Source organism: Paenibacillus sp. FSL M7-0896, assembly GCF_037975415.1.
GTDB lineage: Bacteria > Bacillota > Bacilli > Paenibacillales > Paenibacillaceae > Paenibacillus_AQ > Paenibacillus_AQ silagei.
Genome location: NZ_CP150250.1, coordinates 2818498 through 2832939, shown reverse-complemented (window position 1 = coordinate 2832939; position 14442 = coordinate 2818498). Strand labels below are relative to the sequence as shown.

The following is a 14442-nucleotide window of genomic DNA, read 5'->3' as shown; positions in this document are numbered from 1 at the left end:
CCCTCCTTGTGTGCTATAGTGGTTCAATTTGTCCCTACAACGAAAAAGCCCACCTCCGCCTAACGGATATGAGCCATTCGTCATTCTATTAATGCGGCTGCTGCCGCTGTCAAGAATGAACCCTCCTGTCCACGTTACCATGGCATTTGAGAGTAGTTTTTCCTGGAGCGGTAACATTTATACGGATAAGGACTCATTGAGACAGGAATCGGCCATAGCGACCAGCAGCTTCACGCCATAGAGCATAGCATCCTCATCGAAATCAAATTTGCTGTGATGGTGTGGATAGACGGCATCCTTGGCCGCATTGCCCGCACCGACGAAGATGAAGCAGCCGGGAATCTCCTGAACATAATAGGAAAAGTCCTCCGCCGGCATAATCTTCTCCATCAGCATCACTTGAGCATCTGTACCCAGCGCCTCAGGGGCAACACGGGCGAAGCGTTCATACTCAGCAATGTCATTCACCAGCGGCGGGTACCCCATCAGATAGTCCACCTTCGCCTCCGTCCCATAGGCTGCGGCTATGGACGCCGCCAACTCTTCAATGCGGCGGCGGATCAGATGACGTGTCTCTTCATCAAAGGCCCGCACCGTCCCGGTAATCCGGCAGCGCTCGGCAATGATATTCTGGGCGGAACCGCCTTGCATCGTTCCCACGCTGACCACAGCAGGACGCAGCGGATCAACGTTGCGGCTGACAATCGTCTGCAGCCCGGTAACCAGTGCCGCACCGGCCACAATGCTGTCTGCTGTACGGTGGGGCATGCCGCCGTGTCCGCCCCGGCCGGTCAGATCAATGAAGAACTCATCGGCCGAAGCCATCAGCGGCCCCGGCGCACTGCCTACCGTCCCGAGCGGGAACGGCGTCCACAGATGCAGCCCGTAGACAGCATCCGCACCCGCAAGCACGCCTTCCGCAATCATGTCCACTGCACCGCCGGGACAGACCTCTTCCGCCGGCTGGAACATAAAGCGGATCTCCCCCCTCAGATCCTCCCGGCGGGAGCTGTAATACGCCGCCGCAGCCAGCAGCATGGCGGTATGCCCGTCATGCCCGCAGGCATGCATAACCCCGGGATGCTGGGAAGCATATTCCCGGCCGCTCTCCTCCGTAATACTCAGCGCGTCCATATCTGCACGCAGGACTACCGTTCTGCCAGTCTCCCGGCCCTTAAGTATGCCTGTCAATCCGTAGCCTGCTGCACTCCGCCGGACCTCAATTCCCAGCTCCGTGAGCCTTGCCCCGACATAAGCGGAGGTCTCCTTCTCCTGATAGGACAGCTCCGGATGACGGTGCAGATGGCGGCGCCATTTGATCATTTCCGGGAGCAGTTCCCCGATCTCTAACCTCTCCATAACTCTCCATTCCCTTCTCTGACAGCATCCTGCGGATAAGCCTGCGGGGCAAGCCCTTGAGCTCTGTCCGCTCCGCAGCCTGCCAACTTTCTTTTATTGTAGCAGAAACGCAAAAAAGTGGGTATTAATCAGCCTGTTCTACCTTGCACAACCCCGGGAAACAGACTATCATGAGGAAGAACAATAACAAATTTTAATTACAAATGAATCATTATACTTCATTAAGGGGAGTTGTGCGCTATGATATTTGAGAACACGGGCCTCGAAGGACTGAAGAGCGACCTTCTTTATCTCGACGAGAGTGCAGCAAGGGCAGGATTCATCAGATGGCAATGGGAATACTACCGCGCGACTTATGACTGCAAGATCGAAGACCGCAAGGACGGCGGCGAATACTTCCTGCGCATTAATACCCGTGCTGTGGAGGGGAAGCTGGAGAAGGCGGACGCGGTACTGGCGATTGAAGCCGTCTATCTGGGCAAGGCCACATTCCCCCACGGGCTGGAATATGAATCCCCGGTGCCTCAGCCGGTGCTTGAGGTAGCCCGGAAACATATCAATGAATTGAAAGCGCTGCTGGAAGTTTGAGTGCCGCGAAGGGAAAGACGGCCTCCAAAGCCCGCCCGCCCAAAAGAGGAACGCCCGATTTCCAGCTGCTTATTCTCACCCTGCTGTTCGTGGGCTTCGGCCTGCTGATGGTGTTCAGCTCCAGTTCCAGCTTAACCCTTGCCAGTGAGAAATACAGCAATAATGCATTTTTCTTCGTCAAAAAACAACTGATCTGGGCTGTGCTGGGCAGCTTCATCATGTTCGTTGTCATGAATATCCACTACAGCAAATTCAAGAAATGGTATGCCCCGATCTTCGTGATTACACTTGTACTGCTGCTGTTCGTAGCAACCACCGAGGGGATTAACGGCGCCAAGAGCTGGATGAGTATCGGAACTCTTGGCATTCAGCCTACCGAGCTGGCCAAGATCTCCATCATTCTGTATCTGGCAGCCCTGATCACCAAAAAAGGCGAGCGCCTGCGCGATTTGCGGACAGGGTATATCCCTGTCATGATTATCGTCGGCATCGTAGCCGGACTGATTATGCTTCAGCCGGATTTAGGTTCCTGTATGATTCTTGTCGCAACCAGCGGACTGATCATCTATGCCGGCGGCGCCAGTATGAAGCACATTATGGGCTCGATTGGCCTACTGATTCTGGGCGTGGCTCTCGTCTGGGGAGCCAAGACCGCCATTGACTCCCTGTCACCGCACACCGAGAAGGCTGAGATTAAGCAGGATTACCGTCAGGGCCGTATTGAAGCCTTCCTTGATCCGGCGAAAGATGCCTCGGGCAACGGCTATCATATCATGCAATCCCTTATCGCCCTAGGCGAAGGCGGAACACAAGGCTCCGGGTTTGGTAAGAGCATCCAAAAGCTTCACTACCTTCCTTATCCTTACACTGACTTTATATTTTCCGTCATCGGTGAGGAGCTCGGCTTCGTGGGAACAGCCTTGTTCCTGCTGCTCTATCTGTATTTTATCTGGAGAGGGATTCTGATTTCACTGCGGTGTACCGATCCCTTCGGCACCCTGGTCGGCATCGGAATCATGGGGCTCATCGCCATTCAGGCCTTCATCAATATCGGCGGTGTGACCAATACCATTCCGCTTACAGGGGTTACACTGCCCTTTATCAGCTACGGCGGCTCCTCGCTGCTTGTCACCATGCTCTGCATGGGGATCATGCTCAGCATCTCACGGGAGACCAACCGTCCGGCCAAGGAGGAAGTGGTGAAGTCTGTGACTACGGTCAGACAGGTACGCAACAACAGAAGTGCTGGCACCCGCGCACGCTAAGAGGCTACCTACATACAAATGAGGGTTGAGCCAAATAGAAAGGCAGTCCGGAATATATTCCGGACTGCCTTTTGCATGGATGCCTAATATAATTGTGCTTAAGAAATCTCGTCGTTCTTGAAGGCTACGCCTTCGACCTTAACGTTAACCTCTACGATGTGAAGCCCGGTCATACTCTCCACAGCCTCGCGGACATTCTGCTGAAGCATGCGGCACACTTCATGAATCGGCGTCTCGTACAGTACGATGATGCGTAAATCTACTGCAGCTTCCAATTGGCCAACTTCGACAGTAACACCCTTTTGCACGTTCTTGCCGCTCAGGCGCTTTGCCCAGCCCTCTGACAAACCGCCAGACATGGCTGCAATTCCGGGAGTCTCAAGCGCGGCCAGGCCGGCAATTTTTGAGACAACGTCATTCGATATCCGTATATTACCCAATTCCAGTTGAAGCTGTTCTGCCATGCCATATCCCCCCTACTCTCATTATCAATTATTGTAATTCCAAAGCGGCCTAAAAAGCAAATGACTTTCTCTCACCCCCGTTTACAGTCAGGAACAATTTGGGTATATTGATTATGAATTCAACCTACATATAGAGACTGGAGAGTGCTTAACCTTGAAAAAATGGATCTCACCGGCGCTGCTGGTCATCAGCTTCATCCTCAGCGCCATAGGGCATTACGCGAACTGGGATCATACCCTTCAGTTCATATTGTCTGCCGTTTCGGTCATCTTCGTGGCCGGGTTCCTCGGCCGGGCCACAGAGAGTGTAGCCCACTATGCCGGACAACGGCTTGGAGGGTTCCTGAACGCAACCTTCGGCAATGCGGCCGAGCTGATCATCGCCTTCTTCCTGGTCAAGGAAGGATTGTTTGACATGGTCAAAGCAAGTCTGACCGGCTCCATCATCGGCAACCTGCTGCTCGTCCTCGGACTCAGTATTTTTGCCGGGGGCATGAAGTTCAAGGTTCAGAACTTCAATGTCACACTCGCTGGTCTGAACGGCTCACTGATGATCGTTGCGGTTATCGCCCTGTTCGTCCCCGCCATGTTCTTCAACACGCATTCCATCACCGAGAAAGACACCAATGTGCTTAGCCTTGTCGTTGCCGGCCTCCTGATTGCCGCCTACCTCGCCTGGCTGGTCTTCTCCATGATCACACACAAGAAATACCTGGCGGATGTTACAGACGATACTGCGGAAGAGCTGCCGAATGAGCATGCTCCTGTCTGGTCCCGGAACCGTTCAATCCTCTACCTGGTCCTTGCCACAGTCATGGTCGCCTTCGTCAGTGAGTGGCTGGTCGGCACGCTGGAGACTCTCACCGAACGCTTCGGCTTCAGTGAGCTGTTCGTCGGCGCATTCCTTGTAGCGATTATCGGTAACGCCGCAGAACACAGCGCTGCCATTATGCTCGCCATGAAGAACAAGATCGGCGCCGCAGTCGAGATCGCCGTAGGCAGCAGTCTGCAGATTGCCCTGTTCGTCGCCCCTGTGCTGATCTTCGCCAGTTACTTCATGGGCAACACCATGTCGATTGTCTTCACCACCATTGAGATTGTAGCGATTGCCGTATCGGTGTTCATCGCCAAATCGATTATTCAGGACGGCGCAACCAACTGGTACGAAGGTCTCCTGCTGCTGGCGGTCTATTTGATTCTCGGTGTATCGTTCTATCTGGTCTGAAACACAAAACTTATAAATAATTGTAAAAAAACGCACATGATCGACCCCCGGGTCTTTCATGTGCGTTTTGTTGAAAATATAAGAATTAAACGGTACCGTCCTTTAACAAGGACGGCAAAGCCGTTTCCACTTGATGACCGGGACTTACATCTCCCGTTCCTCAGCCTTCTTGTTCAGTGCCTCGTATAGTACAGCCAAATTACGTTCCAGCTTGCTCAGCACCTGCTTGCCGGTAAGCTCCGGTACCAGCCCCGCTCTGACCGCAAAATCGACCTCTCTGGAGAAGCCGTACATCTGGGTATCCAGCACTTCCTCATAGAGAGGGCAGTAACGGGTTGCCAAATTCTCCATCTGTACTTCAATGAGCTTCTGAATTTTATCGGCATCTTCTTGAAGAAGATTGATTGCTTTGATATTGAGCTGTTCCTGCAAATCCGATGAAGTCATGCATTTTCCCCCCCATGTCCAAAAGTTACAGCAGCGATTGCTTATTATTCTTAATATTAGTCGAAATTAGGACCTAATACAAGATTGCAGTTTGGGTTATTCCTGAAGTTCCTGCAAAATCACCTGGTTCCACAGCAAAGACGCCCAGCCGCAAGGCCGGACGTCTGAGAAGAAACTGGAATTACTCTGCTACTACTGTAAAATTCAAATTGTGTTTGGCGAAAACTTCACTCATGGCTTTCTTGGCTTCCTCGGCATCTGTGCCATGTACATGCAGCTCATAGCTTTGGCTGGATACCAGGGTGGTGAACAAGCCCAGGATGCTCTTCACATCAATGTACTTGTTGTCCGCTTGAAGAACGATAGATGAATTAAATTGGCTTGCTGTCTGTGCAATATCCACGATTGCCGCATTGTTGGACATAGGAATCCCTCCGCAACTTGATTATATACTTATGTTCACTTGTTACCAATTCCATGATACATTGAATCCGCTTACTCACGCAAGGTGTTTCTTGGAAACCGGCCTTTACGTGCTTTTGGAATCCGGCTTTTGTACCATTTTATTTCAGGTTCTCCGGATTCAGACCTTCCAGCTCCGGCACCACAAAAATTCCGTCCTTACGGATCAGCACATCGTCGAAGTAAATTTCGCCGCCGCCGTAATCAGGACGCTGAATCAGCACGAGGTCCCAGTGAATGGACGAACGGTTGCCGTTGTCCGTCACATCATACGCCTGGCCCGGTGTGAAGTGCAGACTGCCGGCAATTTTCTCATCGAACAGAATATCCTTCATCGGATGCAGAATATAAGGGTTGAAGCCGATGGCGAACTCACCGATATGGCGCGCCCCGTCGTCGGAATCCAGAATTTCATTCAACCGCGCGGTATCATTGCTGGAAGCCTCTACGATCCGGCCGTTCTCGAACGTAAACTTCACATTCTCGAAGGTCACCCCGTTATAGATCGATGCGGCATTATAGCTGATCGTTCCATTCACGGAATCGCGGACAGGCGCGCTGTACACTTCTCCGTCCGGGATATTTTTCTGGCCGGAGCATTTCTCCGCCCCGATTCCCTTGATGGAGAATGTAAGGTCTGTTCCGGGACCTGCGATACGCACCTTGTCGGTTCTGCGCATAAGCTCAGCCAGCGAATCCTGGGCTTTATCCATTTTGGCATAATCCAGGTTGCAGACTGCGAAGTAAAAATCCTCGAAGGCCTCAGTGCTCGTGTTGGCGAGCTGAGCCATACTGGCGTTAGGATAACGCAGCACCACCCATTTGGTGTGCTTGACACGCTGCTCGCTATGTACCGGGTGGGAATACAGGGAGTTGTAGAGCTTCATGTTCTCTTCCGGCACATCGGACAGATCATTGACATTCTCACCTGCACGGATGCCGATATAGCAGTCCATCTGCTTCATCCGGTTCAGGTCGATCTCCGCCCAGGTCTTGATGCCTTCAGGTGTTGCATATTTGAGCATACTGCGCAGAACAGTGCGGTCGGTCAGCTGCACAAATGCACGGCCTCCGGCCTTCCCCACTTCCTCCACAACGGCTTTGATCAAATCTCGTTCACTGCCGATCATTTCGACGAGCACATTCTCGCCGGGCTGTACGTTTACGGAGTAACCTACAAGGTTCGCCGCAAGCTTTTGAATCCGGGGATCATTCATCAGTCTCTCTCTTCCTTCCTCTTGCTGAAAATAAACATACCGTTATATTGTAGCACGCCTGTCATAGAGCGCAAGCCATCTGCGGGAAGGGAACCGCTCACTTATAACCATAGAAATCCACCTGCGTAATGTAGGCTTCTTCCGTGGTCGCACCGCCCTTTCCGGGGTAGGTTAGGGTGCGGTTCGAGGTCAGCCGGGTGGGCAGATTCCGCTTCGGGTCAACCTTAAGATAATATACCGTGCGGATATCCGCCTGGTTCAGCCTCTGCTGCAGCTCTGTCTGCTTCTGTTCCCACAGTGCGGTCTTAGCCGCAAGTGCCTTAGCCTGAGTGTCAGCAGGCGCAGCAGCACCTATTCTGGCAGCCGGCTTGATTGCCTGCATCTTCTGCGCAAGCTCTGCCGAGAGCTGTCTGCGCGCCTCCTCTGCCGTTAATTCAATCCGCAGGACCCGTGTCCCTCTGGCGCTGCCCGCTTCCTCCGTCACCTTCTTGCCCATCTTCTCCAGCTCCTCCAGCTGACGCAGCGGATTCAGCGCCTCCAGGGGATTACTGCCGGCCAGGGCCGGAGAGGCCTGCTTCATCGTCCATTTCCCGTCCTCCTTCACCATCCGGGTATAGTAGACGGGCGCATCTCCCGAGCCCTGCTCCAGAGAACGCGGACCGGACTCCGCCGCAGAAGCGGGATGTCCGCCGTCCGGCAGGAGCGAATAGAGGCTGACCCGGTTATGATCTGCTACCTTTCCCCCATAGTAGAGCGAGGATTCCGGGATCGTTTTCCCGTCGATCAGAAGGGCAGCCGCCCCTTCAAAGGACACCCCGTCAGTGCCATCCATCCCCGCCATTACCAGATTCAAATCCTCCGCAGCCGGTTTGTCCTTCACACCCGCGCACCCGCTGAATGCAAGGCTGGAGAGCATCAGCAGGGCAAGTGTTCCCGTGCGGACGCATTGTAAGTTCATCATGGCCATCAAGCCCTTTCCGCAAGAAAGTAGAGTGTACCTGTATTCTACCTAGGGTCTCCTTGAATGCAGGGCTTATACGCCGGATGACGCCCCCCCACAAAGCAGGCTTTTGCACAAAAAAATCCTTAAGGCCTAAGCCCAAGGATTCTTCGAATTATTCTCTACGGTTTTGTTATCGATCACTACCTGGTTGCGCCCGTTGTTCTTGGCTTCGTAGAGCGCCATATCCGCCCGGTAAAAGAGAGATTCGACACTGACCCGGTCATCGGTCCAGCTCCACTCGGCGACTCCGCAGGACACGGTCACACGCGGCTCTGTCTCTCCCATCACACGCTTGCGGATACGCTCCCCTACGAATACGGCCTGCTGCACCCCAAGCTGAGGCAGATAGACTGCAAGCTCTTCCCCTCCCCATCTGGCGGCGACATCCCCCTGGCGGATCGAGGTCTTCACGATGTCGCTGACCTGCTTCAGAATTTTGTCCCCCTTCTGATGTCCATAGGTGTCGTTCACCATCTTGAACTGGTCAATGTCCACCACGATCAGGGTTCCGCAAAAATCACTCGACTGCCGCTGCTTAATCTCTTCATCCAGATAGTGCCGGGCAAAAAGTCCGGTCAGCGTATCCCGGTTCGCCAGGCGGTGCACCTCGGCATGAAGCCTCGCATTTCCGACAGCCAGCCCGATATGACCGGCCATCGCCTGCAGCAGCCGGTAGCTGTCATAGGAGAAGAAGTGGGCCTGCTTATGCGCCAGCATAATGGCTCCCCGCACTTCTCCCCCCACATTCAGCGGAGTAGCGATCAGCGACTGTGAGCCGGTAGCATCCATCAGCGTCGAGGTCTGCCCCGCAGCATACTTGTAATCGGACAGCAGCAGCGGCTCTCCCGTAGCATAAACCTTACCGCCGAGTCCCTGACTGCCATCCAATATTTCACCCAGCAGCGGCAGATAATTGCAGGCGATTACCTCAAGCCCGCCGCGTTCTTCATTCTTATGGAGGATACAGCAATAATCCGCCTCGAACATTGCCAGCAGCTCTTCAAAAGCAAACTGGAAAATATCGCCGAGCCTGAGGCTCTGATTCAGCCGCTGGGTAAGCTCATTGCTCATGCGCAGCTCCCTGATCAGCTGGTTGGAGCGTTCATACAGCTTCGCATTCTCAAAGGCTGTACCGGCGGTATCCGCGACCATGGTCAGGAAGCTAAGATCCAGCTCATGGAAGGACGCTTTGTCCATAATCATATGAAACACACCGTATACCCCCTGCTTGCCGCCGAGCGGAAGCGCTACCTCAACCGTCCCGTTCTCATCACGCCCGGCATGAAGCGTGACCCGCCCATCCTTGAAGGCCCGGTCACAGACATCATTGCCTGCCCATGTCAGCGGAAGCGGCTTGACCTGAGGATGCGTGCTGCGGTGGTCCTGGGACATGAACAAATCAAGCCGCGCCCCCGGATACATCGCAGCGATACTGTCAATGACCTCCGTCAGCACGGCATCTACATCAATGTTGTCATGCATACGCTGGACAATCTGAAAAAGCAGCGAACGGCGGCTGCCCTCACGCTCGGCATGCAGATGAATTCCCGCAAGATCCGAGACAAACACATGCTCAAACCGGTGATAAAAGCAGGTCTGGAAATGCATCGACATCGCTTCAGCCGTATGCTTCCCGCCCGACTCGTACTGCTCAGCAGGCATTCTGCAGCCAAGCACGGCAAAGATTTCCCGGTGCCCGCGCGTAAATACCGGCAAAGCCAGAAGGGTATAGGCTCGTCCTTCCTCCAGAACCTCGGCGGCATACATCCCTCCTGTCTGCAGGCAGATTCCCGCCGCTTCTTCCCACTCTGCTCTCCAGCGCCCCTGCCGGAATTCAGAGCCGGGTTCAATCCAATCACCTTCATAATTCAGCACACACCAGCTCCAGGCCTTCGCGAAGGAGGGGACTCCCTGTCCTTGCCATTCCCTAAAGCTCTCGGCAATCAAGCTGGCGGCGTAGGGGAAATCGTGAGATACGATATCCGTCTCCTTCAGCCAGGCGGCGGGATCTACATCTTCTCCGCCGGATTGCCTCATGTCCTGTAACAGCATACGGCTGTCCCGATCCTTATGGCCGTATGCCTCCTGCTCTGACATAAAGAGGACCTCCTTTGCATCTTCAATCAGGCCAGACCGGAGTACGCCCCCTGATTCTATAGTAGAGACATTACCAATCCAGCGTAAATATAGTCAGGATATTTGAAATCACAGTTTTCCGATAACATCCAATTAGTTATATTTTACTCCCTTTCTTGAGGTATTGCATTATATTTTCCGCAAAACCGGGATTTTTTTTAGGACCAAAGAACTAACGACAAACATAGACAAAAACTCTTTTAAGTTGCGCTTGACTTTGACTGTCATTTTCATATAATATTTATTGTTGAACAAGACTGTAACAAGTCTTATTGGGCGTAACGTTGTGTCACCCTCTACGCATTTCGTTACTGCCAGGGCAGCGGCTGAACTTCCCTCGGCAGTGTGAAACCATTTAACGCTTTCACGGATACGAATTGCGGCGCAAATAGGCCCTACAATAAATTTTTTCATTAAAAGGAGTCTACTATAATATGGCACGTTACACCGGACCTAAATTCAAACTCAGCCGTCGTCTGGGCATTTCCCTTAGCGGTACAGGCAAAGACCTGAAACGCCCTTTCCCACCAGGACAGCACGGCGCTAACCAACGCAGAAAAGTAAGTAACTACGGAATGCAGCTTTTGGAAAAACAAAAACTGCGTCACATGTACGGCCTGGGCGAAAAGCAGTTTAAAACTCTTTTCACTAAGGCACAAAAGCTCCAGGGTATTGCGGGCGAAAACTTCATGTTCCTGCTCGAAAGCCGCCTGGACAACCTGGTTTACCGTCTTGGATTCGCTAACTCCCGTGCAGGTGCACGTCAGTTGGTATCCCACGGCCACGTAACCGTTAACGGCAAAAAAGTCGACATCGCTTCTTACCGTGTAAGCATTGGCGACGTTATCGGACTCCGCGAAAGAAGCCGCGCTATGACTTCGATCAAGGAAGCTCTCGAGAACCGTAACCACCTTCCGGCTTACCTGGAATATGCTGACGGATCGTTCGAAGGCAAATATATCCGTTTGCCAGAACGTGCTGAGCTGTCCCAGGATATCGATGAGAAGCAAATCGTCGAGTTCTACAACCGTTAAGATTCGCTTAGAGCGGAATCTGATCAAAGCTCCCGGATTTCTATCCGGGAGCTTTTTTTATGATAAGAATGTATATGTTTTTGGGCCCCCGCAAAGTTTTTGGGTCATCATCGCAAGTGGAAGTCCCCACTTTGTGGGGTTATTTTAAAAATCCTCTCCGGCAGAAGCGCATTCAAAATCGCCAAATTGTGCTATAATAGTTCCGTTAAAAGGAGGATTATCGTCGATGGTTGAGGAGAAGAAAAAGAAGACCGCAAAACAGCGTCCACCGCGCAGATCCTGGCTCCGCAGGTTCGGTTCAGTTGTGAAGTGGATGTTCATACTCGGTATACTCGGCTGCCTGTTCGCCGGCGGCGCTGTAGCCGGCTACGTCACTTCAATAGTGAAGGACGACCCGGTCCGGCCCGAAGAACTAATCCAGCAGCAGGTTGGGCTGAACGCCATTACCGGCTTTGCCTATTTCAGTGACGGACAGCCGATCGGCCAGCTCCGCACAGAAGAAGACCGCAGACTTATTGAATTCAACGATATTCCGCAGCTTGTGATTGATGCCGTTCTCGCTATAGAGGACAATAATTTCTACAATCATAAAGGGGTGGATTTCAGCGGCACCCTGCGGGCCGTCAAGCAAAAGGTACTGAATGAATCCGTTCAGACCGGGGGCAGTACCCTGACCCAGCAGCTTGCACGGCGCGTGTTCCTGAACCTGGACCGCACGGAAGACCGCAAGGTGAAGGAAATCCTGCTCTCCCTGCGGCTGGAACGTTTCTTGTCCAAGCAGGAGATTTTAACGGCTTATTTAAATAAGGTTCCTTTCGGGAACGGTTCCAACGGCTATAATGTATTTGGTATCAAGGCCGCCGCCAAAGGTATCTTCGGCCTGGATGATCTGGAGAAGCTGAATGTGGCCCAGGCGGCGTATCTCGCCGGCTTGCCGCAGCTCCCTTCCAAGTATTCTGCGTTCAACGGCGTAGGCGAATTCAACGAGACGGCCTTCGGCCGGGCGATGGACCGCCAGAAGCTGGTCTTACGGCGGATGCTGGAGGAGAACAAAATTACCACCTCCCAATACGACGAGGCGCTGCTCTTCGACATCAAGAGCTCTCTTGCACCGCATACGAAGAAGGCCTATGCCACCTTCCCCTATCTCATGATGGAGACCGAACGCAAAGCGTCCGAGATCCTGCTGAAGCTGAACCAGGGCACGGCAGACAAGGCGGCCACTGCTGCCGATTCCGCCCAGCTTCTGGAGGAAGCCCGCCAGCAGCTGATGACCGGCGGCTACCGGGTGTACACCACCATAGACAAGAAAGTGTACAGTGCGATGCACAGTGTCTCGGATGACAGCAGCAATTTCACCAAGGACAGCAAGGCTAGAGGCAAGGAACAGACAGCCGGCATGATGATCAACAATAAGACCGGCGCGATTCTCGGCATGATCGAAGGGCGCGATTTCAACATCGAGCAGATGAACTATGCCACCCAGATGATCCGCCAGCCCGGCTCTACCATGAAGCCGATTGCAGCGTACCTGCCTGCACTGGATGCAGGGCTCATTCAGCCTGCCGGCATTCTGGATGATGCGCCGATTGTCATGAAGGACGGGGGCAAAGGCTACCACATTCCCAAGAATGCCAACAACCGTTATCAGGGTCTGGTTACCGCCCGGTATGCCCTGAACAAATCCCTGAACCTTCCCGCCTTGAAGCTGTTCAACGACAAGGTGGGAATTGAGAAGGCCTGGGCCTTCTCCAAGAAGCTGGGGATTACCACCATCCAGGACAATGACTATAGCGCTCAGACCGGGGTTATCGGGGGGCTGCGTTACGGGGTATCCGTGGAAGAGCTGACTAATGCTTATTCCTCCATCGGTAACGGCGGTGCCTTCAATGATGCTTATATGATCGAGAAGATCGTGGACAGTCAGGGCAAAATCGTCTACCAGCATAAAGTCAACCCGGAACAGGTCTTCTCCAAGCAGACCGCTTATCTGATGACGGATATGCTGCGTACCGTAATTACTGACGGAACAGCAACTACAGTGAAGAGGAACTACAAGCATTTCAAGGAAGTTCCAATTGTCGGCAAAACCGGCTCCACCCAGAACTACGGGGATGTCTGGTTCATGGGCTATTCCCCGGATGTCACCCTTGGAATTTGGGTGGGCTACAAAGAGCAGGTCAATACCCTTCAGGGGGATACGCAGAAGCGTCAGGCGCAGACCCTGTGGACCAAGGTAATGAATACAGTGATTGACAAGCGTCCCGAGCTGTTCACCACGAAGGAATTCGCCCAGCCGGAAGGCATCGTCAAGGCAACAGTCTCGGCATACAGCGGCAAGAAGCCTTCCAAGCTGACGGATAGATTCACAACGGATCTGTTCAACGCGAAATTTGTTCCTAAGGAGAGCGATGACGGAATCTCCAATGCCAAATACATCACTTATAACGGGGTGAACTACATCCCTCTTGAAGGAACTCCTGAGGATTTCTTGAAGGAGAAAATCGTAGTCAAGCGCGAGAAGCCGATTCAGGAGCTGGTCAAAGAGCTGCTGGCCGCCTTCCCGGCGATGAAATCGCATGAGTCGCTATCGTACTACATGCCGCAGGATGCCAAAACCGACTATCCGACGGAGGTCGATCCGCGGGTCGATGACGGCAACGGGCCAAGCGCTCCCGGTGAAGTCATGGTCTCCTACAGCACAGGCAAGGCTGTAGTTACCTTCACTCCAAGCGGTTCGCCGGATGTTGTCGGCTACCGCCTCTACCGTTCCCTGAACGGCGGATCTTTCCAGAAGCAGGCTGTTCTTGCGGCTGGAGAGAGCACCGTCTTCAGGCCGGGTACTCCGGCAGGTGCTAATGCTACCTTCTATGTGGCTGCCGTGGACGTAGCCGGACATGAGACTGCTTCCGGCAGTGTGGCTGGCGGCATTAAGCCTACACCTGAGCCGACACCAACTCCGGAACAGACGCCGGACGCTGAGCCGACACCGGACGCCGGAATCGTCCCTGACAGTACGGAAGACCCTGGCATGATCATTGTTCAGCCGCCTGCTGTGGATACTTCTACTCCATTAGGCGGTACCAATGCTGGCGGCGGGAATGCCGCTGGGAATACCGGCGGGAAGCCTGCAGGCAATGCCAACGGGAATACGGGCGGGAATGCCGGAGGCAGTACCGCTACTAACGCACCAGGCAACTCCGGACGTTAAGCTCATCAGGCAGACTTCAGTAAAAGCTTCA

General features: G+C 53.4%; 12 protein-coding genes. 5 read left to right on the top strand and 7 right to left on the bottom strand.

Annotated elements, in window-relative coordinates; translation table 11 throughout:
* Positions 1-177: 177 nt before the first annotated feature.
* A complete protein-coding gene (locus MKY12_RS11865) occupies positions 178-1359 on the bottom strand; it encodes an amidohydrolase (RefSeq protein ID WP_339313927.1) in 1182 nt (393 codons plus the stop codon).
* A 240-nt stretch (positions 1360-1599) separates the two neighbouring features.
* Between MKY12_RS11865 and MKY12_RS11860 the strand changes: the two genes are divergently transcribed.
* Together MKY12_RS11860 and ftsW are read left to right on the top strand one after the other, a co-directional pair.
* Complete coding sequence (locus MKY12_RS11860; protein WP_339313925.1) at positions 1600-1947, top strand: YugN family protein; 348 nt, start codon at positions 1600-1602, stop codon at positions 1945-1947.
* Positions 1944-3212: a putative lipid II flippase FtsW gene (gene ftsW, locus MKY12_RS11855; protein ID WP_339313923.1), complete on the top strand. Its 1269-nt coding sequence runs from the start codon at positions 1944-1946 to the stop codon at positions 3210-3212. The genes MKY12_RS11860 and ftsW overlap by 4 nt, the downstream gene beginning before the upstream one ends.
* 98 nt (positions 3213-3310) lie before the next feature.
* Here ftsW and MKY12_RS11850 read toward each other — a convergent pair whose 3' ends face one another.
* Positions 3311-3676 (bottom strand): Asp23/Gls24 family envelope stress response protein, encoded by a 366-nt coding sequence (locus MKY12_RS11850; protein WP_036695005.1) that lies wholly within the window; start codon positions 3674-3676, stop codon positions 3311-3313.
* Between the two features lie 154 nt (positions 3677-3830).
* Between MKY12_RS11850 and cax the strand changes: the two genes are divergently transcribed.
* Positions 3831-4901 carry a calcium/proton exchanger gene (gene cax / locus MKY12_RS11845; protein WP_076074340.1) on the top strand — a complete coding sequence of 357 codons (1071 nt, stop codon included), beginning with the start codon at positions 3831-3833 and terminating at the stop codon, positions 4899-4901.
* Positions 4902-5045: 144 nt separating this feature from the next.
* Here the strand turns inward: cax and MKY12_RS11840 are convergent, their stop codons facing one another.
* From MKY12_RS11840 to MKY12_RS11820, 5 genes are all read right to left on the bottom strand, one after another.
* A complete protein-coding gene (locus tag MKY12_RS11840; protein ID WP_036695007.1) occupies positions 5046-5348 on the bottom strand; it encodes a YlaN family protein in 303 nt (100 codons plus the stop codon).
* Between the two features lie 181 nt (positions 5349-5529).
* Positions 5530-5772, bottom strand: a complete 243-nt coding sequence (locus MKY12_RS11835; RefSeq protein WP_036695008.1) for an HPr family phosphocarrier protein — start codon at positions 5770-5772, stop codon at positions 5530-5532.
* Positions 5773-5911: 139 nt separating this feature from the next.
* Entirely contained in the window at positions 5912-7027 is a 1116-nt protein-coding gene (locus tag MKY12_RS11830) for an aminopeptidase (RefSeq protein WP_036729456.1), read from the bottom strand.
* A gap of 97 nt (positions 7028-7124) precedes the next feature.
* Positions 7125-7988, bottom strand: a complete 864-nt coding sequence (locus MKY12_RS11825) for a hypothetical protein (RefSeq protein WP_155991624.1) — start codon at positions 7986-7988, stop codon at positions 7125-7127.
* A gap of 132 nt (positions 7989-8120) precedes the next feature.
* Positions 8121-10127, bottom strand: a complete 2007-nt coding sequence (locus MKY12_RS11820) for a sensor domain-containing diguanylate cyclase (protein ID WP_339313922.1) — start codon at positions 10125-10127, stop codon at positions 8121-8123.
* 473 nt (positions 10128-10600) lie between these two features.
* On the opposite strand from MKY12_RS11820, the gene rpsD reads away from it, so the two are divergent.
* On the top strand, positions 10601-11200 hold the full coding sequence (gene rpsD, locus MKY12_RS11815; RefSeq protein ID WP_036729464.1) for a 30S ribosomal protein S4: 600 nt from the start codon (positions 10601-10603) through the stop codon (positions 11198-11200).
* Between the two features lie 226 nt (positions 11201-11426).
* A complete protein-coding gene (locus tag MKY12_RS11810) occupies positions 11427-14411 on the top strand; it encodes a transglycosylase domain-containing protein (protein WP_339313921.1) in 2985 nt (994 codons plus the stop codon).
* Positions 14412-14442: the final 31 nt, after the last annotated feature.